The 26,164-nt window shown below is 54.6% G+C and carries 17 protein-coding genes; 5 read left to right on the forward strand and 12 right to left on the reverse strand.

The window, feature by feature from the left end; genetic code table 11:
• Positions 1 to 31: 31 nt before the first annotated feature.
• The gene (locus MKX64_RS08075) at positions 32 to 802 is read right to left on the reverse strand and encodes a sugar phosphate isomerase/epimerase family protein (protein WP_095398236.1); all 771 of its coding nucleotides are present in this window, start codon (positions 800 to 802) and stop codon (positions 32 to 34) included.
• A gap of 137 nt (positions 803 to 939) precedes the next feature.
• Between MKX64_RS08075 and MKX64_RS08080 the strand changes: the two genes are divergently transcribed.
• Positions 940 to 1,809 (forward strand): helix-turn-helix domain-containing protein, encoded by an 870-nt coding sequence (locus MKX64_RS08080; protein ID WP_179292073.1) that lies wholly within the window; start codon positions 940 to 942, stop codon positions 1,807 to 1,809.
• Between the two features lie 161 nt (positions 1,810 to 1,970).
• On the opposite strand, the gene MKX64_RS08085 is transcribed toward MKX64_RS08080, so the two are convergent.
• The 5 genes from MKX64_RS08085 to MKX64_RS08105 all read right to left on the reverse strand — a co-directional run bounded on the left by MKX64_RS08085 (position 1,971) and on the right by MKX64_RS08105 (position 8,582).
• Positions 1,971 to 2,843, reverse strand: coding sequence for a carbohydrate ABC transporter permease (locus MKX64_RS08085; protein WP_095264388.1), 873 nt, complete (start codon positions 2,841 to 2,843; stop codon positions 1,971 to 1,973).
• Positions 2,844 to 2,861: 18 nt separating this feature from the next.
• Entirely contained in the window at positions 2,862 to 3,737 is an 876-nt protein-coding gene (locus tag MKX64_RS08090) for a carbohydrate ABC transporter permease (RefSeq protein ID WP_095264386.1), read from the reverse strand.
• A 44-nt stretch (positions 3,738 to 3,781) separates the two neighbouring features.
• Positions 3,782 to 5,110 (reverse strand): extracellular solute-binding protein, encoded by a 1,329-nt coding sequence (locus MKX64_RS08095; protein WP_095264383.1) that lies wholly within the window; start codon positions 5,108 to 5,110, stop codon positions 3,782 to 3,784.
• Between the two features lie 95 nt (positions 5,111 to 5,205).
• On the reverse strand, positions 5,206 to 6,774 hold the full coding sequence (locus MKX64_RS08100) for a response regulator transcription factor (protein ID WP_095264381.1): 1,569 nt from the start codon (positions 6,772 to 6,774) through the stop codon (positions 5,206 to 5,208).
• A complete protein-coding gene (locus MKX64_RS08105; RefSeq protein WP_095264379.1) occupies positions 6,771 to 8,582 on the reverse strand; it encodes a cache domain-containing sensor histidine kinase in 1,812 nt (603 codons plus the stop codon). The genes MKX64_RS08100 and MKX64_RS08105 overlap by 4 nt, the downstream gene beginning before the upstream one ends.
• 563 nt (positions 8,583 to 9,145) lie before the next feature.
• On the opposite strand from MKX64_RS08105, the gene MKX64_RS08110 reads away from it, so the two are divergent.
• The 4 genes from MKX64_RS08110 (at position 9,146) to MKX64_RS08125 (ending at position 16,381) form a co-directional block, all read left to right on the forward strand.
• Positions 9,146 to 10,768: an SWIM zinc finger family protein gene (locus tag MKX64_RS08110; RefSeq protein ID WP_095264377.1), complete on the forward strand. Its 1,623-nt coding sequence runs from the start codon at positions 9,146 to 9,148 to the stop codon at positions 10,766 to 10,768.
• Positions 10,765 to 13,767: a DEAD/DEAH box helicase gene (locus tag MKX64_RS08115; protein ID WP_095264374.1), complete on the forward strand. Its 3,003-nt coding sequence runs from the start codon at positions 10,765 to 10,767 to the stop codon at positions 13,765 to 13,767. Before MKX64_RS08110 ends, MKX64_RS08115 begins: the two co-directional genes overlap by 4 nt.
• Positions 13,768 to 14,155: 388 nt before the next feature.
• The gene (locus MKX64_RS08120; RefSeq protein ID WP_445670832.1) at positions 14,156 to 16,021 is read left to right on the forward strand and encodes a rhamnogalacturonan lyase; all 1,866 of its coding nucleotides are present in this window, start codon (positions 14,156 to 14,158) and stop codon (positions 16,019 to 16,021) included.
• Positions 16,022 to 16,216: 195 nt separating this feature from the next.
• Entirely contained in the window at positions 16,217 to 16,381 is a 165-nt protein-coding gene (locus tag MKX64_RS08125) for a hypothetical protein (RefSeq protein WP_176475541.1), read from the forward strand.
• A gap of 366 nt (positions 16,382 to 16,747) precedes the next feature.
• On the opposite strand, the gene MKX64_RS08130 is transcribed toward MKX64_RS08125, so the two are convergent.
• From MKX64_RS08130 to MKX64_RS08155, 6 genes are all read right to left on the reverse strand, one after another.
• The gene (locus tag MKX64_RS08130; protein WP_341035640.1) at positions 16,748 to 19,486 is read right to left on the reverse strand and encodes a carbohydrate-binding protein; all 2,739 of its coding nucleotides are present in this window, start codon (positions 19,484 to 19,486) and stop codon (positions 16,748 to 16,750) included.
• Positions 19,487 to 19,525: 39 nt separating this feature from the next.
• Complete coding sequence (locus tag MKX64_RS08135; protein WP_155617548.1) at positions 19,526 to 20,800, reverse strand: glycoside hydrolase family 125 protein; 1,275 nt, start codon at positions 20,798 to 20,800, stop codon at positions 19,526 to 19,528.
• Positions 20,801 to 20,825: 25 nt separating this feature from the next.
• Complete coding sequence (locus tag MKX64_RS08140; protein WP_095264365.1) at positions 20,826 to 21,713, reverse strand: carbohydrate ABC transporter permease; 888 nt, start codon at positions 21,711 to 21,713, stop codon at positions 20,826 to 20,828.
• A 15-nt stretch (positions 21,714 to 21,728) separates the two neighbouring features.
• The gene (locus MKX64_RS08145; protein ID WP_095264417.1) at positions 21,729 to 22,619 is read right to left on the reverse strand and encodes an ABC transporter permease; all 891 of its coding nucleotides are present in this window, start codon (positions 22,617 to 22,619) and stop codon (positions 21,729 to 21,731) included.
• Positions 22,620 to 22,704: 85 nt separating this feature from the next.
• The gene (locus tag MKX64_RS08150; protein ID WP_095264364.1) at positions 22,705 to 24,342 is read right to left on the reverse strand and encodes an extracellular solute-binding protein; all 1,638 of its coding nucleotides are present in this window, start codon (positions 24,340 to 24,342) and stop codon (positions 22,705 to 22,707) included.
• Between the two features lie 184 nt (positions 24,343 to 24,526).
• The gene (locus tag MKX64_RS08155; RefSeq protein WP_244908116.1) at positions 24,527 to 26,164 is read right to left on the reverse strand and encodes a sensor histidine kinase; all 1,638 of its coding nucleotides are present in this window, start codon (positions 26,162 to 26,164) and stop codon (positions 24,527 to 24,529) included.

The following is a 26,164-nucleotide window of genomic DNA, read 5'->3' on the forward strand; positions in this document are numbered from 1 at the left end:
ACATCAAGCACTGATCGTGGTCCCTGAACCATTAAAATTGGTTCAGGTAGTTCTGTTTCAGCCAGTTCATGCTGTTCTCAACACTTTGAAGCGGCGGGTTCTGACATACATCCTGCTCCACGATAAGCCATTCCGTGCCTGCGTCAGAAGCAGCCTGGATAACGCCTGGAAGGTTAACAGAACCTTGACCAAGCTCCAGCGTCTTCATGCTGCCATCAGCTTCCTTGCTGAAATCTTTCAGGTGAAGGAGCGGCAGACGGCCAGCATACTTGGAGATGTACTCCAGCGGATCCTGTCCGGCAAATTGTACCCAGCATACGTCCATTTCCACTTGCACGGCATCCGGCGTTGTGGCTGAATACATCGCGTCGAACACAAACTCATCTTCTACCTTGGCTTCGAATTCAAAGTCATGGTTATGATAACCGAAGATCAGTCCCTGCTCGCGAGCCAATTCTCCCACTTCCTGAAGGTACGGGAACAAGCGCTTCCAATCTTCAACCCCGCGCTCCTCCGGAGCCACATACGGACACATCATGTATTTAGCGCCGATGGTCTTCAGATAATCGATTTCCTTCTGAGCGTCCTCGCGAAGCAAATGCAGACCTACATGGCTGCCGATCGCTTTCAGACCGAGTTCTTGAAGAAGCGTTTTCATTTCTTCTGCGGGAATGTCGCCGTATCCTGCAAACTCTACGCCTTCATATCCGAGCTCGGCTACCTTGCGCAGTGTTCCGCGGAAATCCTTCGCTGTTTCATCGCGCAGCGTGTACAGCTGCAGACCAATGTTCATTCTTCTCATCTATTACGCACCTCAATTCAAAAAATGAGTAACTGCTCTATCTGCTACTATCATACATGCATATAGGCTAAAATGAACATAAACAATATGATTGCAACATGAACTATTTGCTCATATTTTTACTGGAGGTAATTTCCATGTTGGATGCAAGGCTGCTGATCTGTGATTACTCCTACCATTTTCAGCAATTCAGCAACAGTCATCGGGGCGGCCTGACGACCTATCTGTTCCGTCTCCAAACCGAGGGCGCCTGCGAAATCTATTGCAACGGAACGGTTCACCAGGTACAGGGCGGCGACCTGCTGCTTCTGCAGCCTGGGGATGAATATGAACTGCGAGTCAAGGACGACGCCCAGGACGGTCGGGTGTCCAGCGGAGATTATTATTTATTCTGCGACGGGGAATGGATCGATGAGTGGTGGGGGCGCATGAACCGCCCTGTCGTCAGCCATGTCGGTCTGGACGATCATCTGCTGGGGTTGTGGCGGCAAATGCTGCTGGAGAAGCGCCGGGGACTTGAGGAGGAGAACAGCGAGCTGGCCGGCTATTTACTGCGCAGTCTCTGCCTTTGTCTGGACCGGACGATTATGGAGACCAAGCCGGCAGACCGCCTTGCTTTCACCGCCCTGCGGCTGAAGCGGTTCGTGGAGGAGCATGCAACGGTAACGTTCAAGCTGGAGGAAGCCGCCGCTTCAGTCGGCCTCAGCCAGTCTCGGGCCGCGAAGTTGTTCCGGGAATACTATGGCAAAACGATGATCCAATATGCGCTGGAGATCAGGCTGAATGCCGCGATAGAACGGATGAAATACAGCACCATGACGCTTGAGGAAATCGCGGAAACCTGCGGTTTTGCCAGTTACTCCTACTTCCACCGCGTATTTCGGGCCAATTACGGCATGTCGCCAATGAAGTTCCGGGAAACAGCCGCCGTACCGGACACCTTTCCCGACTGGGATGATCACCTGATTACGGGCAGGCAGAGCTCGGACAGCACAAGGCCGCAATAACAGAATTGTCATGCTCCCCGCGGATAAAACGACTATATTAATGAAATAAACAAAAGCAGCAGGAGCAGGCCTTCATCAGGCCCTGCTCCTGCTGCGAGGGAATTCGTTCATGTGTTAAATGGTTTATAAGCTTGGTCATTCATATGCTTCATTACGATCGCTTAGCCCTTGATCGATCCGGCCACCATGCCCTTCATGATCTGCTCCTGCAGGATCAGATACGCTACGATCGTCGGAATGACCGCAATGGCCATCGCGCTCATCGTGAGGCTGTAGTCGGTGCCGAAGCCGTCCGAGAACAGGGACAGGCTCAGCGGCAGCGTCTTCAGGGACTGCGTATTGATGAAGACGAGTGCAAACGAGAAGTCGTTCCAGAACCTGAGGAACGCCAGGATCGAGACGGTGGCCACAATCGGCAGGCAGAGCGGAAGGATCATTCTGCCGAAGATCCCCCACCAGCCGCTGCCGTCAATCATGGCCGCCTCTTCAATTTCCCTTGGGATGGAAGACATGTAAGCCATCCCGAGAAAGATTGCGATCGGCAGCTCAATCGCCGTGTAAGGCAGAATTAACGCGCCATAGGTGTCCAGCAACCCGATTTTGTTCATCATGATGAATAGCGGAACCAAGGTGCTGTGAATCGGAATCAGCAATCCGACGGTGAAGAGCATCACGATGACTTTTTTGAGACGAAACTGAAATCGGGATAACGCATAGGCTGCAAGCAAGCTGAATATGATGGTCAGCACCATCGCAGCCAGCGTCACGATGGTCGAATTTAGCATCGCTCTTCCCATATTTCCGAGCTCCCAAGCCCGGAAAATATTGTCCGTCATCCACTCGGTCGGCAGACCGTAAGGATTGGAGAAGAAATCCTGATTGGTCTTGAACGCGCTGGAGAAAAGCCAGTACAAGGGATAGAGCGTAACCACTGCATAGACGAACAGCAACAGCTTTCCGAAGCCGGACAGTCCCTTAAGCAGCGTCTTCTTGCTGAAACCGGAATTTCCGGAACCGGTCGTTAATGAACTCATATCGCTCCCTCCTTCATGTTAGCTGGGCTTTCTGCGCGTGATGATATAGTTCAAGCCGATCAGCAATGCGCTGATCACCATAATCATGGTGGAGACGGCCGAGCCGAAACCGTAACGGTACACCGCAAAGGTGCTGTTATACATGTAGGTGGCCAGCAGCTCCGTAGAGCGGGCCGGTCCGCCGCCGGTCATGATCATGACATGGTCGAATGCTTTCAGGCTTCCCGAGATACAGAGAATGATGGTTACCACCACCGTGCCCCAGATCATCGGCAACGTAATGCTCTTCAGCTTGTTCCATCCGGCAGAGCCGTCGATTTTCGCCGCATCATGAATCTCGGGTGAGATGTTCTGCAGGGCGGCGATGAAGATGACCATATACGGGCCGATGTTGGCCCAGTTGATCGGAATCGAAATCGCCAGCATGTTCACCTTCGGATCGGACAACCAGGCCCGGGTCCAGGATTCCAGTCCGAGCAGCTCCAGCACGTAGTTGGCGATGCCAAACTGCGGATGGTAGATGTAGCCCCAGATCAGACCGACAACTACGGTGGACAGCACCATCGGCATGAACACAGCCGACCGGATGAAGCGTGTAAAGAACGAATTTTTAGACAACAGGATGGCCAGGATTAGGGCAACCGGAACTTGGCCGATGATCGATGACACGACCAGAATCAGGTTGTTTCGGAGCGCCCGCCAGAAGACCGGGTCCTTTAACATTTCCGTATAGTTGTCAAGCCCGATAAAGGTGGCGTCCCCGAAGCCCTTCCAGCTAAAAAATCCGTAGTATGCCGACCAAAAGACCGGTACAATGACAAATGTCAGAAAAATCAGAAGCGCGGGAAGCAGCGCTATCGCTATAAATCCTTTGCTTCGCATGGCTGTAGGCATGGCAGCCTCCTTCCTAATCCTCGTGCGTGATCATCCAAGATGTCTTATGGAGTAGCCGATCTGGCCTGCGCGTCCTGAAGCCGCTGTGCGACTTCCTCGACAGAGCCGCCCATCATAATCTCCTGCAGACCGTTGTTGATCACCTCAGCCGCTTCCGCAGACAGATAAGCATCATACACCGGCGTAATTCCGCTTGATTTCACCAGATTAAAGGCTTTGTAGTACAGAGGCGTAACTTTGGATTCGTCAATCTCGGTGTCGTACATTACCATGGAGTTGCTCTCTGCGATCGCCTTCTGCGCTTCCGGACCACTCATCGTGTAGATCAGTTCCAGCGCCAGTTCTTTCGCTTTGCCTTCGGTTCTGCTGCTGAGGGCCATGCCGCCGCCTGCGCCGCCCGTAATCGTATTGGCTTCCCCTCTGCCTTCCGGAATCGCCGGAACTACAGTAACTTCAATATCCTTCATTTGCTCTTCCGTAGCTGATGCAGCGAGGTTTGTCAATGTCCACGCACCGCTGATCATCATCGCTGCATTGCCCTGGATGAAGTATTGCTCAGCCTGCGTATTGTCGATGCTGTTTGCACCTTCCTGGAAGGCATTGTTGTCTACCAGCTGTTTGAAGTAACCCAGCGCTTCGATAAACTCAGGATCAGTAAATTTCGCCCCTTGCTGTGCAACAGCATTGACGAACCAGTCAGTTCCGGTTACCCGGTCTGCAATGGCGCCAATAATGGTCGATTGAGCTACCCAAGGCGCTTTGTTGCCAAGTGCAATCGGCGTTACGCCGTTATCATTAAAGGTGTTAATGGCTGTCATCAGCTCATCCCACGTTGTCGGTACCTCTACGTTATGCTGTTCGAACAACGCTTTGTTGTAGAACAACATCGAGGTTGCGGACATCGCAATCGGAGCGGAATAGAATTGACCTTCTTCGAATTCATACGGGTCAAACGCTCCATCCAGGAAGCTGTCTCTCCATTCCGGATGCGCATCCAGAATTTCCGTAATCGGCTGAATCAGGTTTGCTTGATGAAATTCGGCAGACTGACTTCCCGCGTATACAAGAAATACGTCCGGCATTTCATTAGCGGCTGCCACGGTGCTCAGGCGTTGACGGTAACCGTCGGTTGGAATCGCCTGCGCATCCAGCGTTACCTCTGGGTGCTCTGCGGCAAATTGGTCGATAAAACTTCTAACTGTTTGGGCCCGAAGATCGTCACCCGCAAAGTTGTGCCAGACCGTCAGCTTTACCTTTTCCTCGCTAGTTGAGCTTCCGCTGCCTGTCTGATTGCTGCTCTGCCCGCCTCCGCAGGCTGCAAGAATCAGTGTCATTATCAGCAGTACAAGACCTATTTTCCGTTGTGGTCTCATGGTCAATCCCCCTTTTTTTTAGTCGATTGCAGTTAATGTCTAGCTGATTAGTCCAAGTATATAAGAGCCTGCACCCGCTACACAGGGGATATAATTCAGTCGATAGAGGGACAAAATTCAGAACTTGTCCGATATTCGGAAGGTGTCTGACCTGTAAACTTCTTGAATAAGCGGTTGAAATACTTGATATCCTCGTAACCGACATCGTTGGCGATTTCGCTCACTTTGGCTGGCGTTTCCTTCAGCAATATCATCGCCTTGCGCAGTTTGGCCTGGGTCACAAATTCGATGTAATTCTGCCCGGTCTCCTTCTTGAACATCTCACTAAAATAGTTCGGATTCATATGAACATGCCGTGCAACCTGCTGCAAGGACAGGCTTAACCCCAAGTGCTCGTGGATATACTCCACCGCCCGCTGCACGGGGCTCGTAGCTGCCGACATCTCGCCATACTGCTTCATGATCCGCTCCAGGGCCTGAAATAGCAGTTCATCCGGACGGCTGTTCAGCTCGCGAATATTCAGCGCGTCCTGCTGCTGCAGCGGCTTGGTGTAGCCGATCGAGGCAGCCGCGCGCTCCAGCCAGCGCTGGGCAGCGACAAGCAGTGAGTTCAGATAGGCTTCCGCTGAGCCGGGCGTCGCCTCCTTGCTGCTTCGGATACGCTCAAACAGCTCGGCCACCCATGCCTCGAGTCTGGCCCGACTGCCTGAGCGCAGCAGGGACGACAGCTCGGATTCTTCCTCTACGCTGCATACGGTCCGTATGCCCTTTCGTTTTCCGATATCCGCATAGCGAATGCTTTGCTCCCCGCCAAGCAGCCACATGTACGAGCTGGCCTGCACCGCCGTATCCAAGGCTCGCGGAAGCTCCCCAAGACGGCTTACCGACTCACCGCTGGCCGATATGATCTGATAGCCGGTGCTCGGCTGCACCTTGCGGATGGCCGCGTCCATTCTGCTCAGCGCACCGGGCTCTTCAACCCGCGTCAACACGAGCAGCATGCCGCTCCACTCCAGCCATGCACAAGGCACCGATTCAGCCAGACAGCCTCCGATCAACCCCAGCAAGTCCCCGCCGGGGCTGCCGTCTCCACTGTGCTCCGGCAGGCGTATCGACAGCATCCATACCTGGAGCTGTCCCTGTCCCTCATCCATGCGCAGATCAGGGAACCGCTCCTTGAACTCCTCCTGAGCCTGTTCATCAGGGGACACGCCGGATGCGAGCAGTCGCCGCAGAAAGCCGCGATTCACCACCATCTCCTGCGCTTTGCCCTGCGCCTGGCTCTGACGCCGCTTCTCCAGCCGGTCCTTCACCTTCAGAGCAGCCTGGACGATTTCTCCAGGGCGGCTCGTCTTCAGCAGATAATCGCGCACCCCTTCGCGCATCGCCTGCTGGGCATACGTAAATTCGTCAAAACCGGAGATGACAATGATCTCGATCCCCGGAAATTGCTGTTTCACCTCATGAGCCATATCCAGGCCGCTGATTCCCGTCATCCGAATATCCGTAAAAATAATGTCCGGCATTTCATCCGGGATACGCTGAAGCGCCTCCTCGGCCGAGGCAGCCGGCGGCAGCATCGTGAAGCCGTAATCCGACCACTTGATCACCGTGCTCAGACCATTGCGTATAATGACCTCGTCATCGACAATCAACACCTTCATTGCCCATCGCCTCCCTCGTCTATGAGTTCTCGTCCGCCATTCCCTTGAATCTCCGCGGAAATGGTGAACGCAATTCGGGTCCCAACACCTTCCGTGCTGTCCACATGCAGCCCTGCGTTTTTGCCATAGTGAAGCATCAGTCTTCGGTGCACATTGCGCAGGCCGTAGCTGCGGCGCACCCCTCGCTCCTTCGCGTCCTGAACCGGCGGCTCTGCGAGCCCTTCTCGCAGCCATCTCAGTCGCTCGGGACTCATCCCGATGCCGTTGTCCTCTACCACGTAACGGATAAGATCGCCGCTCTCCTTCTCGACACGGATCACAATCGTTCCTTCACCGTCCCGTTTCAAGATGCCATGCAGCATCGCATTCTCCACCAGCGGCTGCAGCAGAAGCTTCAGCATCCTCCGGTCAAGCAGCTGCTCATCCACATGAGCCTCGAACCGGAATTTATCCGGATAGCGGATCGACTGAATGTTGACATAATGGCGCACATGCATAATCTCCTGCTGAATGGTGCAATATTCCTGACCGCTGTTGAGACTGAAGCGCAAGAAATCGCTGAGCGACCCGACCATCTCGGCAATCTTCACATCCTGATTCATCAAGGCCAGCCAGTGAATGGAGGAAAGCGTGTTGTAGAGAAAATGCGGATTGATCTGCACCTGCAGCGCATGCATGTCTGCCTCCTTCTTCAGCGATTCGTTCAGCTTCACTTCATCGGTCAGCTTCACAATCCGCGAACTGAGCCGATTGTAGCTAATGATCAGCTGGCCTACCTCGTCCACCGTCTTGACCGGCAGCACGGGCAGCGGCTCTTCCGGGCTGGAATTCTTCAGGAACCGGGCCAGCACGGTTAGCGGATTCGTAATCTTCTGAATCAGGAACAGCACCAGGATGATAACCAGCAGCACGGCCACCGTCACCGCAACTGCCGTTAAATTCAGAAAATACTGGTTCTGTGAGCGATACTCCTGGGTCGGAATGATCCCGACCAGCATCCAGCCTACGCTTGGCATTTTTTTGTACAGCACCGTCTTCTTCCCGGCACCCTCGCCATAATCAAAATTGCCGCTTGTCCCGTGAAACTCGCCCATGGATGGATAATAGTCAGCCAGCGTCAGATTCGTCTCCAGCTCCGGCGGGCCGGCGATAATGCGCTGATTCTCATCCACCAGCACGACAAAGCCTGTCTGCTCCAGCGCCGCTTGCCGAACATGGGTCGCAATCACGTTCTGATCGAGGTTGATCTGCAAATTGCCAATCGGCCTGTACTTGTCCGTGCTGCGAATCGGCCTTGCCAGCGTAATTACCTTCCTTACGCCCTCGGAAGTCCATTGCCTGTGCACGACCGACCACCACTTGGCATGCTCCTCATAATAGCCAGGCTCTTCCTGCGCAATATCCGTGAACTCCGACCGCACAAGGGTCCGAAAGGAAATCGAATCCTTATCATCCAGCGGCTCCACAATAATGTTGGCGATATAGTCTTTGGAGAAGGCCAGATTCGTTAGAAAGTTAAAAATCGCCGTCTGCTGGATGTAATTGCTCTGACTGCTCCTGAGATATGACTGCACTTCCTTGTGACCGATTAAGAATACCGATATATTCTCGGCATCTTTCACCGTTGTACCCAAGTACGCCTCCAGTTGGCGCAAGGTGTTCATTCCTGAAATTTTGGCCTTTTCCTCCGTGAAGCTCTCCGCCATTCGAAAAGAAAAAATGCCCAGAAACAGCAACGGAACCAAAGTTGCAATAATAATCAGCAGGGAAAGCTTGTGCTTGAGAGACTTGCCGAACCATTGCCGCATATTCCCACCTCATCGCTAGACCCTGCAAGAAAGGGTATGTGATATTACCTAACATTGAATGCGTTTCCCTGAATAAAATACGACATTTTTTTCGATTTTGTGTCAGATTTACTCCTATCTTAGAGGATACTTAAGTCTTAAGTAAATGGTAATAAAGTCCTATACATTAAAATTTATGCAGAACATAAATGCGAAAGACTGGTAGAATCGCTAACTTTTCGACGTCATTTCTAAGCGGACGGGTGAGGGTAACTCTTCATAAATATGAAAGCTCCTACGAAAGCTGCCGGTGACAAGCTGTAATCAAAATGAAAGAAGTGAAATCTGGAGATTCCATTTCAAAGTCAAGACAAACGAGGAATCGATGTTAAGACCATCCAACATCACGTTCAGTGTGATTATTCATACCATTCAAATCAAGCTGTTCTCTCCTTATAAATAGAAAGAATAGCGCAGCTTGTCCATCCCCTCTGTTAAAACCTGCTTCACCATGTTCCTTCGACTTATCGAATATGGTAGATTTAATGGATACCCAGAACTTTTTTTGCGCGGGGGACGACCTTATGAATTCAATACCGACAATAGATGACGCACAGTGGCAGCAGCTTATTCAGAGCACTGCGGAGCACTTCAGCGATGTGACGATCAAGCAGGGCTTCCAGTATTTCAAGCTGGGGCGAGTCCGTTCGACCGACACCGGAGAGGATGGCGTCATTGACGCCGAGGTTCAGGGGAAGGAACTCTATCGTGTTCGTCTGAACTGGAACTCCCTGGAAGATAGCGAATGCAGCTGCCCTGTCAGCAAGGACTGCAAGCATATTGTGGCCGTGATGATGGCGTATGCCCAGGCGCTGGGGCGCTCGGTGCACGCTTTGGCCAATGCGCACGCTGCCGGGTTTCGGTCTGCGGTTTATGCCGGGCAGGCGGCGGAAGAGCAGCGTCTGCGACAGGCCGAGTCGGTCAACTGGCGGGAGAAGGCCGAACAATTGGCAGAGCAGCCGATCAGCGCCTGGTACGAGCTGTTTGAGCTGTGCACCGCCTCGCTCGGGGCCAATGCCAACAATTCCTTTTACGTTAAAAATGCGCTCTCCTCCCTCCATCACATCAAACCGCCGCTGCCAGCGGCGTTGGATCCGCTGTATGAGCTTAACGCTCATCTCTTTGTCCTTGGAAAGCTGCTGAAGCAGCCGAACGCCTGGGCTTCCTCTGGAACCTATCTCGGCTATCATACCCACATAGCTGCTGACCAGCTGCTGCGGGTAATCGGACAGATTATGGCAGGCGGGCTTGCGGCGGCTGAAGCGGAAGCCTATCGACCACGGCTTGATGAAACCTTGAACCGCATTCGGCAGCATATGCTGGTGGAGCCGCGAAACCGCAAATATTATGCCCACACCTATATCCAGTTCTGGCTGCATTGGAAGCGGCCGCTTCACCCGGAGCCTGCCGCCTATGAGGACGAGCTGCGGCATCTGCAGGCCGCTGAAGCGGAACTGGGCACAGCCTTGTCGAAGACGCACTGGCTGATCGCGCAGGGGCTGATGCACTTCTATTTAAACCGGGATGACGAGGCGTTGGCAGCCATGGAGGAAACCCGTCACCAGGGTGATCTGCCGGCAGGCCCTATCCTTCATTTCTTCCAGGTTCTCTATAATGAGGCACAGTGGGAGCGTCTCAAGCGATGGCTGATCCGGCTCGGACCGATGCTGGAGAGCAACATCACCGATCATATGCGCGGCTACCATGCCTACTGGCAGGCGGTCGTGGAGCAGTCGCCAGACGCGCTCGGGGATATGTGGGATACCCTTCGCAAGATGCTCCCTTACTCGATGGACATCTATCAGGAGGCCCTGATTTACTACGAGGAATGGAGGCTGTGGATCGATTTGCAGCTAAGCCTGAAGAAAGAGCCGCTGCAGTTTCGGGTCAGCGAGCTTCAGCCGATCGAGAAGAACGCCCCTGAACTCCTGCTGCCCTTCTATCATCAGGCTGTCGAGCGCTATATCCTTCACAAGAACCGGGACGGCTACAAAGCGGCCGTCAAGCTGCTGAAGCGGCTGGCCAAGCTGTATAAACGACTGAAGCGGCAGGAGCGGTGGGACCTGTTCATCACAGGGCTATCGGTCCGTCACAGCCGTCTTCGGGCATTTCAGGAAGAGCTGCGGAGAGGAAAGCTGTTATCATGAGCCATTACACAGATACGATGAAAATCCATGTCGCTTTGACCGAATACGGCGATGCGCTGATCTACGGCTCCACCAGCATGCGCAGCACGCTGCCGGGCATGGAGCTGAAGCACCTACTGTTCGCATGGCATGAGGAATCACTGTACGGGACTGAACTGGCGGTCGAGGCCGTTGACGAGGTCGAGGTGATCATCCTGCCGGCAGAGCAGGTCGTTTCGTTCTTTGCAGAGCTCCGGCTGCTGGAGCATATCGAGTGGACTTGGGATGAGGAAACCGCCATGTTCATGAAGCTGGCGGCCCGATTTGCAGCTTGGATCGAAGCGCAGAACTATGTGCCGAGCCTTGACGCTTTCCGGCAAGGCAAGCTGAGCTGGACCTGGGATGAACGGGCACTGGAGCCCGACGAACGCGAGATGATTAAGCTGTTGGCAGACAGCCCTTACTACAAAGAAGGACTCGAAGCGGCCTTCTCGGCTGCGGTGGATCGGCTGCGTTATACCGACGAAGCGGCTGAAGCCGATCTGCGCCGGGAATACCCGCTGCTATTTGCCGCCGACCGGTCCGCGGCAGATGGCATGGATCAGCATGCCTGGCTGATCCATATCGGATGGCGGCCGGATACGGCACCGTTTCGCCCGCTGCTTCAGCTGCTGGAGCCGGACGAGGAGGCGCACGATTGGCGGCTCTTGCTTATGCTCCAGGACAAACAGGATGCCGGGCAGCTGATCCCGATCGGCCTCAAGGATGGCGGCTCGGCACTTGGCTCGTGGCCCGAAGCATGGGACACTCACATCCATGAGCGTGCCGCTGCCTGGCTCACAGGCCTGCGCGCAGCGCTCCCGGCGGACATGCTGGTCGAGGGCGGGAGCTTCCTCGGCCAGCCTTTGTCCGATGAACAGGCATGGCGGTTTCTGACCGAGGTCAGCCATCGCCTGCTGCAGACAGGCTGGCAGGTGCTGCTCCCAGCCTGGTGGGAGGCAGCGCGCCGGAAACAGCCGAAGCTGCGGGCCAAGCTGCGCGCCGGCGAAGGGGGAGAAGGCGCGCAAGGCGGCCGTTCGATGTTCGGGCTCGATTCGCTGATCAGCTTCGATTGGCGTATCGCCATCGGTGAGACGAGCCTGACCGAGGCCGAGTTCAAGGAGCTTGTAGCCCGGGGCGAGCGGCTCGTCCGCTTCCGGAACGAGTGGATTCCGCTTGATCCGGCGCTCGTCGCCCAAATCCGGCAGATGATGGACGGCATGAACCGGGAAGACGGATTGTCCTTCCAGGATATTCTGCAGCTGCATCTGCTGGAGTCCGAGGGGGAGCGCAAGTACTCCGGCGCGCCGGCGCGGAAGGATGATCCGGAGAAGCAGCTGCAAACGCCGGAACGGGTGAAGCTCGCCGTCGAGCTGAACGAGCATTTCGCCAAGCTGCTCGGCCAGCTGGTCAGGCAGAAGGAATGGCCAAGCGTTCCTGTCCCCGACGAGCTTAAGGCCACGCTGCGCACCTATCAGCAGGAGGGCTTCTCCTGGCTTGCCTTCATGCGCCGTTACGGCCTTGGCGCCTGTCTGGCAGACGATATGGGTCTCGGCAAAACTGTCCAGTTTATCGCGTACCTGCTGCATGTCAAAGCGTGGGCGGTCCGGCCGAACGAGGTACGCCTGCCGTCCCTTCTTATCTGCCCGACCTCGGTGCTGGGCAACTGGCAGAAGGAGCTGGAACGGTTTGCGCCTTCCCTCAGGGTGGTGCTGCATTACGGCAGCAGACGCAAAACCGACGAGGCGTTTTTCAGAGAGGCACACGATGCGGATATCGTGCTCACCTCGTATGCAACGGCCGCCCTGGATCAAGAGATGTTAAGAGAGATGAAATGGGAAACGATCGGCATCGACGAAGCACAAAATATTAAAAATGCGGAAACCCGGCAGTCCATAGCCGTGCGCAGCCTCCGGGCCAGACACCGCGTGGCACTGACGGGCACGCCGATCGAGAATCGGCTATCGGAGCTGTGGTCCATCTACGACTTCATCAATCCTGGCTATCTCGGCAGCCTGCGAGGATTTAGCAGCCGATTCATCCAGGCGATCGAGAAAGACCAGGACGAGCAGCGCATGGCCGATCTGCAAATGCTCATCAAGCCGTTCATGCTTCGGCGCAAGAAGAAAGACCCGGCCATCCAGCTCGATCTTCCGGAGAAAAACGAGATGAAAACCTACATTCATCTGACTGCCGAGCAGAGCGCGCTGTACGACCAGACCGTACAGGAGCTGCTCCAGCGGATGGAGCAGCTGGAGGGAATCGAGCGCAAGGGCGCGATACTCGCAGCGCTTACGCAATTCAAGCAGCTCTGCGATCACCCGATCCTGCTGACGAAGGAGCCTTTGCCGGAGCTGCCCGCGTCAGCCAGACGATCCGGCAGCGAAGAGATGGGTGGCCCCCTGATCGACACCGAGGCAGTCGTCAGACGCTCGGCCAAGCTGGAGCGGCTGCTGGCCATGGTGAAGGAGCTGCGTGAAGAAGGCGACCGCTGCCTCATCTTCACGCAGTACATCGGCATGGGCGAGATGATACAGCGAGTGCTGCAGCAGGAGCTTCAGGAGCCCGTGCTCTATCTGAACGGCAGCACGCCGAAGCGAACGCGCGACCGAATGATTGAGCAGTTCCAATCCCGCTCCCTGCCGCCGGAAGCACAGCCGAATGTGATGATTCTCTCGATCAAGGCAGGCGGTGTCGGCCTGAATCTGACCGCGGCCAACCACGTGTTCCATTTCGATCGCTGGTGGAACCCTGCGGTGGAGAATCAGGCGACCGACCGCGCATACCGGATGGGACAGACCAAGGATGTTCAGGTCTACAAATTCATCTCCATGGGGACGCTGGAAGAGCGCATAGACGAGATGCTGGAAAGCAAGCAGCAGCTCAGCGATCAGATTATTTCCAGCGGCGAAGGCTGGATTACCGAGCTGTCCACCGATGAGCTTAAGGACCTGTTCACGCTGCGCCGGGACTGGGCATAATAAGAATCCTGGATTCCCGTCCTCCCTGCGGGGTACAGATCTCATGGGACATGTTGCAGCACGTCTATAGCAGGTGGTTCCGTGAATCTGGATAGGAAAATAGAAAGAAGCACTGAAGGGTCATTTATTCATGATTCTCCAGCGCTTCTTTTTTTGAGCAAAGATTACACTCAGCATCGACATTTTTATAGGAAATAATAGTAAAATATTACATTATGATGTAATCTATAGATGTGGTAATGCCTTGCTGTGTGGAAGACGGGTCTGCCCTCAGCGGTGTCCATCCGCCGTTCTCCAGCGGGCATAAATAAGCCCAGAAGGGAGATGACAACCTATCGCAAAAAAAGCATCATCAATATCATTTTATTGAAAAAGGAGGTTTCTCATGATGTTTAGTAAGCGGTTACATCATTTCTGGCGAGTGATGCTGGGGCTGGTTGTTGTTGTATCCACGATCGGGTCGGTGTTTCTCCCGGTGTCCACAGCGTCGGCTGCACCCAGACAGGCGGAGAACATTAGCCGCGGCCTGGTAGCGGTGAAGGTAAGCAGCGGCGTGTTCATCAGCTGGCGGCTGCTTGGGACGGAGCAGCTCTCGACTTCCTTCAATGTATATCGGAACGGAACTAAAGTGAACGCCGCCCCGATTACGAACAGCACGAACCTGCTGGATACTGCGGGCACGACTTCTTCCACTTATACGGTCCGGGCCGTCGTCGGCGGCGTGGAGCAGCCGGCCTCCCCCGCCGTCCGCGTGTGGGCAAACAACTACCTGGATGTCCCGATCCAGGCGCCTCCCGGCGGGAGAACACCGGATGGGGTGAACTATACCTACAGCGCCAATGATGCCAGCATCGGAGACCTAGATGGCGATGGGGAATACGAGATCGTGCTCAAATGGGACCCTACGAACTCCAAGGACAATTCCCAAGGCGGCTATACGGGCAATGTTTACCTGGATGCCTACAAGCTTAATGGCACGCGGCTGTGGCGAATCGACCTGGGTCGAAACATTCGGGCCGGCGCGCATTACACACAGTTTCTCGTTTATGATTTTGACGGAGACGGGAAGGCGGAGATCGTCTGCAAGACGGCGGACGGCACCGTTGACGGCACGGGCATCACCATCGGCAATGCCAATGCCGATCATCGCAACGCGAATGGTTATGTGCTCTCCGGGCCCGAGTTCCTTACCGTCTTCTCCGGTCAGACAGGCAAAGCCTTAACGACCATCGACTATGTTCCGCCAAGAGGAAATGTATCCAGTTGGGGCGACAATTACGGCAACCGTGTGGACCGCTTCCTGGCCGGAGTAGCTTATCTTGATGGCGTCCACCCCAGCATCATTATGGCACGCGGGTATTATACCCGGACCGTTGTTGTTGCCTATGACTGGAATGGCCGCGCACTGACCCGAAGATGGACATTTGACAGCAACAGCTCCACCAATCCCGGAACAGCCGGACAAGGCAACCACAGCTTAAGCGTCGCCGATGTCGACGGGGATGGCAAGGACGAAATCATCTACGGCGCTCTGACCATCAACGACAACGGGGCCACACTGTACAACACCAGACTCGGGCATGGCGATGCGCTGCATGTAGGAGATTTCAATCCAAACCGGCCTGGACTTGAAGTATTCAAAGTTATGGAGGATGCCAATGCACCTTACGGTGCTGCTGTATGGGATGCCGCTACCGGGCAGATTCTGTGGGGGGTGCGTACCGGCAGGGACACCGGCCGGGGTATGGCCGCGGATATTGACCCGAACCATCCAGGGGTAGAGGTATGGGCCAGCGGCGGCGTCGGGCTGTATTCCATTACAGGCACCAAAATCAGCAATAACACGCCTTCGATAAACTTTGGCATCTGGTGGGACGGCGATCTGTCCCGAGAGCTGCTGGACGATATTCGGATCGACAAGTGGAATTACAACAACAACACCATGTACAATCTGCTAACCGGCTCTGGCGTCGCCTCCAACAATGGCACCAAAGCCACGCCAACGCTGCAGGCCGATCTGATCGGCGATTGGCGCGAGGAGGTCATCTGGAGAAAATCCGACAACACCGCGCTTCGCATCTACACAACTACCGATCTGACCAATCATAAGATATACACGCTGATGCATGATCCGGTATACCGGCTGAGCATCGCCTGGCAGAACGTCGCCTACAACCAGCCTCCTCATACAGGCTTCTTCCTGGGGAGCGGTATGGGGCCGGTTACGAAACCGGATATCTATGTCGTTCCATAACGAAACAGCAAGCCGTGACATGGCTTCATGTCACGGCTTTATTGTCGGCTTGCCCGTCCGCTCCGATGTGTCTCTGCCAACCTTATGGCCTGCACGCGTGTTGTTATTATTGGAAATAGACTCACGAAGAGCAGGCGCATAATGGCGCCGGTTCCATCGTATCGTCCATGATTGCTAATTTAAGGAGTGCTGCTGATGCTTACCGTTATTCTCATTCTCCAGCTTGTCATCATCGGATATCTGTTTGTCATTAACGACAAGCTTCCCAAGAGGGATTTCGTCCAGGAGGCGCTGGACCGGGACGAGAAGCTCCGCGAACAAAGAGAGAAGCCGCGTTACAACCATGATGCTGATTCGTAATGCTGTACATAACCGGCAAAGCTCCCCGGCTTCTGCCCATTTAAAGGTTTATTCAGTTTATAACTCCTGGAGGCTTGGAAGTCCGCCTATTCCAAAATAATGATTCTTCCAATAATCACGCCTTCTTCATCCCGGGAAAACTGCATCGCTTTATAAGTCGTGCCGTCCCCGCTGAAATGGACTCTGTCGGAATCACCGGTCTGACCTTCCCTGAAAAAACTCGGACAGCGGTTCACCGATATGCAGGCATAATGAGGAGAAATCCCATACCTACACAGCCCCCGGGGCGACACTCATGAAAAATGCAGGCATAGAAAAAACCAGACCGGTGCGTCCGTCTCATCGGCACCTCGGTCTGGTTCATGTTTATTTACCTATTAAATTGTCCAAACGAACCGTGTATCCTTTGGACACATTTCCGGAATGGTCCACGGCTGTGAAGGTAATCGTATGGTTCCGGGGATTCTTCACCTCCGGCAGGAGCGCGGTCTGGATTCCGCGTCTTATTTCCAACGTTTCTCCGACTTGCTTTTTGTTCTTGAGCAGGCGGATTTGCACAAGCTTGCCATCCAGATCGTACGGTCCATCCCAGTACAGCCGGATGTGCCCGTTCTCTCGCACCGCCCGCACATTCTCCACCTCGCCCGGAGGCACTTCATCCGTCACCGGCTCTGGCGGTGCGGTTGGAGCTGTGAATACGTCCGGATCACCGAACGTAAATTTATCCAGGTTATACAGCCAATCCGAGCCTTTGAAGATCAGGAACACGATATGCTTGCCGGTGACGGGAGTCGTAACGTCCGCCGAGAACACCTGGAAATTCTGCCACCCTCCGGTTCCGTTCACCGTCGCGGTTGCCATCAGCGGCCCGTTCGGGCTATCGAGCCTCACTTCAATCGTACCGCCGCTGGTGTCACTGGCCGCATGAACATGGAACTGTTCCGGGCTCGTGTCGCCAAAGTCGATGTAGTTGTACATGGCATAAGGCTGATTCGGTCCATACATTCCTGCAAGGTATGTCTGGCCTCCGCCCTGCTCCGTGCCGAACCCGTCGCCAATCGTATAGTGTTCCGCTTCCAGTTTGCCGAAGGCATCCCGCGCCGAGCCTTTGACCGTCGTAAAGCTGAACCAGTCCAGATTGCACGGGAAGTTCTGACCATTCGTACCGTGAAATACGAGATACACGTCATGGATGCCGACAGCCTGTTCATGATCGATCACCGCCATCAATTCAACCCACTGGTCCCAATCGCCCAGGGCCGGAACCTGGACGACACCGACGCTTGGTCCGTCCAGGCGATCCAGCTTCACCTCGATTGTTCCGCCCTGATGGCCGCTAGCCACGCGCATCGTCACCCCTGCCGCACCACTGTCGCTGCCGAAGTCAATGCCGCGATACAGCGCATGAGCGCCATTGGCAATGCCCTCCAAGTAACCGTGCTCAGCGTTCACGCTCAAGCCCGAGCTGCCGTCCAGACCATCAGCGCGCAGTTTGGCATACGCGTGAGTCTGGGTCGGATCGGTCTTCGTGAAGCGGAACCAATTCAGGTTAAACAAATATTCATCATCCGCCTCGGTAAACACCAAGTACACGTCATGGGTGCCGGTAACGGTCACCGGATTCCCCTGCTCATCCTTGAGCACCGCGACCGCATCGATGAATTGATGCCATCCGCCGGTACCCTCCACGCGGACGTTGCCTACCAGCGGGCCATCCAGTGCGTCGAGCCGGACTTCGATGTTGCCGCCGCTCGTTCCGCTGGCAGCCCGGGCGATAAATCCGGTCGCGCCATCCGAGCCAAAATCCACGTTCTTATAGGCGGCGAAGTGCCCGGCCTGGATGCCGCCAAGCTGAAGCGTGCCCTCCGCACTGCCCTCCAGCACGAACCCTTTACCGATGTTGTATCTTTCCGCTTCGATCTTGTCATAGGCGCTCCTGGCCGGATAACGCAGCGTGACCTCCTGCGGCTCCACCACCGTAAGCGCCTGAACCGCACCAGAGGATGACCAAGACTCATAGGTGCCAGAGCGCAGTTGTCCGACCCAGTTGCCGTCGACAATTCCCTCCTCGTTGCGGTGACTCCAGGCCATCGCTGTATTGAAGGCCAGCCAGGCATCGAATTCCCGTTCGAACTCGTCATAGAGGCCGCTCCCCTCATGGTCCAGCGCTTGCTGCAAGTATGCCAGGTTGCGGATCAAGATCGTTTTGCCGCCCTTCAAATCTCCGTTCGGCCCTTCATAATTAAGCAGCCGATTGTTGTCCACCAGCCGGTCCATCGTAAACCGGGCGCCCTTCACAGCATCCTCCAGATATGTCTCGTCCCCGGTTACCCGGTACAGTCCCACCGCCGAACCAACGAATGTCCCTTGATTGTAATGTGTTGAATCCGGGATGGGGCCGCGCGCCACCTCGATCCGGTCGAACACTTTGCCCTCCCCGTCGGTCAGCATCGTTTTGCTCCACCGATAGATGCGGGTTGCCGCCTCAAGATAATGCGGATCGCCCGTAAGTTCGTACAGGAAAACAGCCGTTTGGGCCGCCGGGAAATTAATGCAGGCGTTCTTCGTATCATGCTCGCTGTTCAGCCACCAAATGCCGCCGCCCGCAAACTCATCATCCCACTGGGTATCGTATACAAAATCAAAGTAATATTGTGCTCTCTCCAGGTACCTGGCTTCGCCGGTAATTTGATAGGCCCGCGCGCTCCCCATGGCCCACCACATAATGTCGTCATTAAACGGATTGTTCGTCCAATCCTCTCCGTACTTGGCGACTGTGCCGTCAAAGATGTCGTCAATCTGAGTGCGAAGCTGCGCCTTCAGCTCCGGGTCCGAGGTGTGAAGATACGCGTCCATCACCATCTCCCACAGCTCGGCTTCAACCCAGAAGCTCTGGTAGTTGTCGCCGCGGTTCGAGTCCGCCCAGAAATATTTGGCCTGCGGGTCCCAAAACTTGGCGTTGAACGCCCGGATCGCCGCATCCGCCGGGCCGAACGAAGCGGCCTGAACCGGAGCCGCCCCGATTACCGATGTGAATAGAAGCGCCACAACCAGCGGCAGCGCCAACAACCTCCGTAACGACCTTGTTCCCAGATTCCTGTTCACAGCATAACCTCCATTTCGAACGTTTGATTTTGTCCCATCCTATCGCATCTTGATTTCAAGACCACACAGACTTAATACGAACTCCACAAACATGGCGTTGGACCAGGAGAACCACTCCCGGGTATACTGCGCCGGGTTATCCTTATGAAATCCTTCATGCACCAGCCCCGTGCCGGCGTCCGTTCGCTCGAACATATCCAGAATATCCAGCTTCTCCGCCTCCTCTGCGGCGGTCATGCCCTGAATAGACAAGGCGATATGCCAGATATAGTCCTTCGGCGTATGCGGACTGCCGATGCCCTTGGCGTAGGAGCCTTCGTAATAATATGGATTGCGGCGGCTCAGGATGAGCTTGCGTGTATTCATATACACGGGATCATCCTTGGCGCAATAATCGATATAAGGCAGTGACAGCAAGCTCGGCACATTGGCATCATCCATCAGATTGACCCCGCCGAGACCGTCGACCTCATAGGCGTATACCGGGCCGAATTCCGCATCCTCGATCAAGGCATGGCGCTCAATGCCCTGCCGGATATCCTCCCGCAGCGCACGGACCTCCTCCGCAAAATGCGCATCGCGGTAAACCTGCTCATTCACCTCCAGCAAATATCCCAGTACCACAACCGCAAACATGTTGGACGGCACCAGGTAACCGTACTCACAAGCATCATCGCTTGGGCGAAAGCCAGACCAGGTCATGCCGGTATAAGCGGTCTTGCCGGGAAGGGTATTGGTAGGGCCGCCACCCGGCCGCTCAAAGGTATACGGCGACAATTCCTCATGCCGCTGCTCCGTTCGCCATGTCTTGAGAACCAGCTCGGCTGCCTGCTTGAATTCGGCGGTGAAATGGCGGGTTTCCCCAGTATTCTTCCAATATAGATAAGCCAGTTGAATCGGGTAACACAGCGAGTCGACCTCGTACTTACGCTCCCAGATCCATCCGGACATATCGGTGAGATCGTCATGGTGACCGCGGAAATTCTCAAATTCATTAAATGCGTTGGCGTAAGGGTCACGCAGGATACATTCGCACTGCCGCTTCAGCACGCCTTCGATGATTTCCCGCAGGCCCTGGTCCCCGGCAGCCGGGATCAGATAAGGTCTTAGCTGATTGACGGAGTCACGCAGCCACATCGCCGGAATGTCGCCGGTCAGCATGAACACAGTCCCGTCCTCGTGACGACGAATGGTCGTTTCCAGCGTGTTATCGTAACAGCGTTTGAACATATCCACGATTTTCGGGCGATGCCCCATCGTCTGTTCCACCAAGGCAATCAAGTCCGCCTGGGTAAGGTGCTCTGTTATGGTCATTCTCCTCTGCTCCTCTGCTTGCGATTTACTCCTTTACCGACCCCAGTACGATCCCGTGAATGAGATACCGCTGCAAGAACGGATAAATCAGCATGATCGGAATCATCGACACCAGGATTTTGGCCGAGTTCAGGGTCGTATTGGATACCTTGTTGTATTGCTGTAATTGTTCAACCGTCATATTCTGCATTTGGTCCCGGGTCAGGCTTAACTGCTGCAGATAGGTCTGCAGCGGGATTTTGTCGCTGTCATTGATCAGCACGATCCCGTCGAAGAAGTTGTTCCAGTGCCCTACGATGACAAACAGCGTGATCGTTGCCAGGCTGGGCAGGGAGACAGGCAGGAAGATATGCCTCAGAATCCTCAGCGGCCCCGCGCCGTCGATAAAGGCGGCCTCTTCCAGCTCCTTCGGAATGCCGCGGAAAAAGTTCATCAGCAGGATCACGTTAAACACCGGCACCGCCCCCGGAAGCACCAGCGCCCAGATGGTATTGATCAAATTCAGCTCACTGATGACCATATACCAGGGCACGATCCCTCCGCTGAACAGCATCGTGAAGATAATGATCCACATGTAGACATTGCGCGACCGGAACTGCGAGACGTTGCGCGACAGCGGGTACGCCATCAGTACGGTGAGCAGCATGTTGATCGCGCCGCCCAGAACGACCCGCTCAACCGATACGGTAAACGCCTGCCAAAATTTCGTATCGTTTAGGATTTTGACATAGGACGAAAAGTTCAGATCGACAGGAAAGAAATACACCTGCCCGGCATTGACCGCGGTGCTGCTGCTGATCGAGATCATGATCGTGTTGAGCATCGGCGCCAGCGACAGAAATGCGATGACCGCGAGCGTGAACAGGATGAGCGCGTTGGCGAGCCGGGCCCCTATTGTTTGTGACTTTACCATAATGACACCGCCCCCCTAAAAGATCCTGTACCCGGCATATTTGGCCGCCAGCCTGTAAGAAATAATAATCAGCACAAAACTGATCACGGACTTCATGAGTCCAATCGCCGTCGCGAACGAATACTGCATGTTGATCAGTCCCATCCGGTACACAAACGTATCAATGATATCGCCAGTCTCGTATACAAGCGGGTTGTACAGGTTGAACACTTGGTCAAAACCCGCATTCAGCACATTCCCCAGGCTGAGCGTGCCCAGCAGCACGATGGTTGGGAAAATCCCCGGCAGGGTGATGTGCAGCATCTGCTTCCAGCGGTTCGCTCCGTCAAGCGCCGCTGATTCGTACAGCGACGGATTGATGCTTGTCAGCGCCGCCAAATAAATGATCGTTCCGTATCCGAATTCCTTCCATGTATCCGTAAAGATCAGGAGCGGGCGGAACCAGGTGTTGCTTGCCAGAAACATAATGCGCTCCAGCCCCAGAAACTCCAGCAAATTATTGACCATGCCATCGTAGGAAAAGATCATCGTTAGCATCGTCCCGAGCACAACCCAGGACATAAAGTGAGGCAAATAAACGATCGTCTGCACGGTGCTCTTAAACAGCTTCAGCCGCACTTCATGGAGCAGCAGCGCAAATACGATCGGCACGATGAGACCCAGCACGATTTTGCCTACGGCGATCACAATCGTGTTGATGAAGATCTGTTTGCTGTCCGGCAGCTGGAACATGTAAGTGAAATTGGACCATCCGACCCAAGGGGAGCCGAAGATCCCCTTGGCCGGAATGAATCTTTGAAATGCCATCACGGCGCCAAACATCGGTATGATCGAGAAGATAAACAGTGCAATCATGCCGGGCAGCAGCATCAGGTGATACGTGAGCCCATCCAGGCGCTTTCGCATTTTACGGCTGTTCGCCGGCACCTTCGTGCCGCGCTCTACACTTGCTTCAGTTTGAGCCATCTTATATCACATCCCGGGTTCCAAGTTATCGACCATTGATTTCAGCCATAATTTCGTCCCCGCCAGTGCGGTGCCAGGTGTCAACGAACTTGTCGAATTCGTCCAGCCCGGTTTCGCCCATAATGATTTTGAGGATCGTTTCCTCTTCCATCTTTCTCAGATTGGCCCACTTCAGCTTCATCGTTTCGGTCGTGCCGTAGAAAGCGCCCGGTATGACTTCGAGGTTCGGGTTGTTGGCTTCCCGCTGTCCTTCGATCCGGGAAAGGTATTCCCCATACGTGTTGGCATCCACGTCGTTGCCCTTCTCCTTAAACTCCTGGTAAGCGCGCAACGAGACAATCCGGTCTTCCTGAATCGACGAATCATCGCCGGATTCCTCCGCTTGCATAATGTCTTCATAGTAACGCTTCAGCACGTCATCATAGTCCACCTGCATCGGAATTTGCGTCGGATCGTTGTTCCAGCGGCTGTTGTCTGTCAGCAGCTCATCCGGATGATCCTTCTTGTACTGGACAGCGTCCTCGGTGAGCGAGTACAGGAAGTCCGTCGTCAGATTGATCGATTTCATAATCGCTTCCGGGTGCGGGTAATCCTTCTTCACCACCACGATCCCTCCGCCAATCGGATCTTGACGGATCGTCTTGAATTTCCCGGCATCATCGACAGGTGCGGATACAGCAACCCATTCCGCCTCCGGTGTCTGCTTGATCGATTCCTTGTAGTTGGTATAGCCGATCCACCATGGATTAAAGAGCATGCCAACCTGGCCGTTGATGACCAGTGCTTCCTTCTCTTCATTCGAGCGGACCGCAAATTGTTTGTCGATCAACCCTTCCTTGTAACGCTCACTTAGGTCCGCCAAAGCAGCTTTCATCTCCGGCTGCACCGATCCGTACACGGTCTGTCCGTCGGCGCCCTTGATCCATTGTCCCGGGAAAGCATTATAGACGGCGAACACCGGCGAGAAATTCATCGCATTCTGGTCCATGATGAAGCCGCCGGTTTTGCCGGTGCCGGAAGCGTCCTTCTCCATGAAGGTACGGGCCAGGTTCCAGACATCATCCAGCGTCTTCGGCAGCTCGGCTCCGACCTTATCAACCCAGTCCTTTCTGACCCACAGCAGTTGGTGCTGGTTGCCGATGTTGGTCATCGGCAGACCCATAATTTTGCCGTCAACCTTGACCTGCTCCAGCAAGAAATCGCCATAGGAGCCGTAGATCTCTTTAATGCCTTCCGATGCCGTCTTCTCATAGACCTCGGTCAAATCGGCAATCAAATCGTTGTCCACCAGCTGGTTGAAGATTTCGCGGTCCACCAGCATGACATCCGGCAGATCGCCGGTTGTCATCGACAGCGACAGCTTCTGCTTCATATCATCAGTCTCCCAGGCTACCTTCGCTCTAACACTCACCCGGCTCTCTACATAGCGCGTGGCCAGGTTGTTCTCAATCGTGTCCCCTTCCGGCAGGTTGTTGACATGGTTCGTATTGCGGCCGATCGTAAACTCAACAGGCGTCTCATACTTGCCGTAAGGTTCAAAGTTCGGCGCGTTATTCTCCTGTACCGCTTCCTCGCCGCTGCCGCTGTCCCCTCCGCTGCAGCCGGCCAGCAGCATGCTGATGCAAACGGTGAAGATCAGCGCGATTTTCCAGGTTTTCTTCATATCTCTAACCCCTTTTCGTGTGATAGCTCGATTGTATCCGTTTTCAAAAGGGGCGACTATGCAACGTTTTTCGGATTTATAGCAAGATTTGCATAGCTTCATCGGGACATGACTGCCCGCTGCGGATCGTGAAGCTTCAACCAGGAGATAGAGCGATGGAAGGCATAATCAACCGACAGCCACCCTACTGTCCGTAAGGTAGCGTGATCGTGACCGTCGTGCCAAGCTGAACCTTGCTCTCCACGGTGAGCCCGTATTCCTGGCCGTAGTACAGCTTGATGCGGTCGTTGACATTTTTGACGCCGCAGCCGCTGCTGCCGCCCTCTGCAAGCAGCAATCGTGCCGCCTTCTCCGGAGGCATGCCGACACCGTTGTCATGCACGCTCAGCTTCAGCTCCTGACCCGTGCGATAGACAGAGATCAGCAGCAGCCGATCCTCATCCGCCATATCCGCAAACCCGTGCTTGATCGCATTTTCTACGATAGGCTGCAGAATGAAATGAATGATCTCCTGACCGAGCAGCTCCTCATCAACGTCGTACTCAGCCTCGAAACCGCCGTCATGCATAATCAATTGCAGATCGATGTAGGCCTTGATATTATCCAGCTCGTCCCTGACCCTCACCCTGGTCTTGCCTTTGTTCAGCGTGGTGCGGTAGAACTTCGCCAACGCCGAAACGATGTAGCTTGTTTCGATATCCTGTTTCTTCACCGCCCGCCAGTTCATGAACGATAGCGTATTGTACAGGAAATGCGGATTGATCTGCGCAATCAGCTGGTTGTACTCACTCTCCCGCTTGGCGATTTCCGCCTCATAGACCCGCTTGATCAGACAGTTGATCCGGCCGAGCATTTTGGCAATGCCGTTGGTCAGTTCACCGATCTCATCTCTGGAGGAGCTGTAGATGACGACATCGAGATTGTTCTGCTCGACTTTGTCGACCTTGTTCTTCAGCCGGACGATGCGGCGGGTGAAGTTGCTGGAGAAAATATAGATCAGACAGAACGTAATCAGCAGACTGAGCATAATGACAAAAAAGGTGATTTTAAAAATCGTCAGCGCATTCAGATAGGCATTGGCATGCGAGATCGTGTACTCCACCGTCCAGTCGACGTTGTGCAGCGGCTTGCGGAGAACGGTCGTTTCCCGCGTATCCATCGGCAGCGCACTGACATACACCGGCCCACGGTCCCCGCTGATGATGCTGACCGAGATATGCTCGGACAGCCGGCTCAAATCGGCAAACAGGCTGTCGTGATGGATCGCAATCACCATATAATTGCTTTCTCTCCTGTTGCTGATCAGCTGCTGCAGCAAATAGACGCGCCCGTCATGGACGATCCAGCGTCTCCCCTTCTCCCCGTCATACCAAGGCTGCTGCTTCAATTCCGCGAGCGGCAGAATGTTCCCGCGAATCCCGAGCAAATCCCCGGACACATAGAACGTAATATCTTCAATATCTTCATCCATCAATTTCGTCTGCGCAATCAGCGGGTCTACGACATCCCGCAGGTCAAGGTACATCCGGAAATAGTTGCTGTCATAGTCCTTGAGGAACACGGCAGAGAACTCCCGGTTCAGCACGAGGAACTCGCACAGCATGTTATAGCGGTTGATTTTATAGTCGAGGATGCTCGCGACCTGGTCCAGGCTGGACCGGGCTTCATTCTCCAATTCTTTCATCTGGGCATGGTATGACTGGTAAAAAGACAGCGTGCCCAGCAGCAAAATGGGAATCAGCGCAATAATCAGGTGGGAGAGCAGCAGCTTGCCGCGAAATTTCAAATCATTGAACATGCTCTTGATCAGGCGTATCATCAT

Origin of the sequence: Paenibacillus sp. FSL M8-0334, from assembly GCF_038000405.1 — a bacterium.
GTDB lineage: Bacteria > Bacillota > Bacilli > Paenibacillales > Paenibacillaceae > Paenibacillus_AQ > Paenibacillus_AQ campinasensis.

Excerpts from the sequence above, each read along its gene's own strand:
- MKX64_RS08075 (WP_095398236.1), bottom strand. The coding sequence starts at position 802 with ATGAGAAGAATGAACATTGGTCTGCAGCTGTACACGCTGCGCGATGAA.
- MKX64_RS08080 (WP_179292073.1), top strand. The coding sequence starts at position 940 with ATGTTGGATGCAAGGCTGCTGATCTGTGATTACTCCTACCATTTTCAG.
- MKX64_RS08085 (WP_095264388.1), bottom strand. The coding sequence starts at position 2,843 with ATGAGTTCATTAACGACCGGTTCCGGAAATTCCGGTTTCAGCAAGAAG.
- MKX64_RS08090 (WP_095264386.1), bottom strand. The coding sequence starts at position 3,737 with ATGCCTACAGCCATGCGAAGCAAAGGATTTATAGCGATAGCGCTGCTT.
- MKX64_RS08095 (WP_095264383.1), bottom strand. The coding sequence starts at position 5,110 with ATGAGACCACAACGGAAAATAGGTCTTGTACTGCTGATAATGACACTG.
- MKX64_RS08100 (WP_095264381.1), bottom strand. The coding sequence starts at position 6,774 with ATGAAGGTGTTGATTGTCGATGACGAGGTCATTATACGCAATGGTCTG.
- MKX64_RS08105 (WP_095264379.1), bottom strand. The coding sequence starts at position 8,582 with ATGCGGCAATGGTTCGGCAAGTCTCTCAAGCACAAGCTTTCCCTGCTG.
- MKX64_RS08110 (WP_095264377.1), top strand. The coding sequence starts at position 9,146 with ATGAATTCAATACCGACAATAGATGACGCACAGTGGCAGCAGCTTATT.
- MKX64_RS08115 (WP_095264374.1), top strand. The coding sequence starts at position 10,765 with ATGAGCCATTACACAGATACGATGAAAATCCATGTCGCTTTGACCGAA.
- MKX64_RS08120 (WP_445670832.1), top strand. The coding sequence starts at position 14,156 with ATGTTTAGTAAGCGGTTACATCATTTCTGGCGAGTGATGCTGGGGCTG.
- MKX64_RS08125 (WP_176475541.1), top strand. The coding sequence starts at position 16,217 with ATGCTTACCGTTATTCTCATTCTCCAGCTTGTCATCATCGGATATCTG.
- MKX64_RS08135 (WP_155617548.1), bottom strand. The coding sequence starts at position 20,800 with ATGACCATAACAGAGCACCTTACCCAGGCGGACTTGATTGCCTTGGTG.
- MKX64_RS08140 (WP_095264365.1), bottom strand. The coding sequence starts at position 21,713 with ATGGTAAAGTCACAAACAATAGGGGCCCGGCTCGCCAACGCGCTCATC.
- MKX64_RS08145 (WP_095264417.1), bottom strand. The coding sequence starts at position 22,619 with ATGCGAAAGCGCCTGGATGGGCTCACGTATCACCTGATGCTGCTGCCC.
- MKX64_RS08150 (WP_095264364.1), bottom strand. The coding sequence starts at position 24,342 with ATGAAGAAAACCTGGAAAATCGCGCTGATCTTCACCGTTTGCATCAGC.
- MKX64_RS08155 (WP_244908116.1), bottom strand. The coding sequence starts at position 26,164 with ATGATGATACGCCTGATCAAGAGCATGTTCAATGATTTGAAATTTCGC.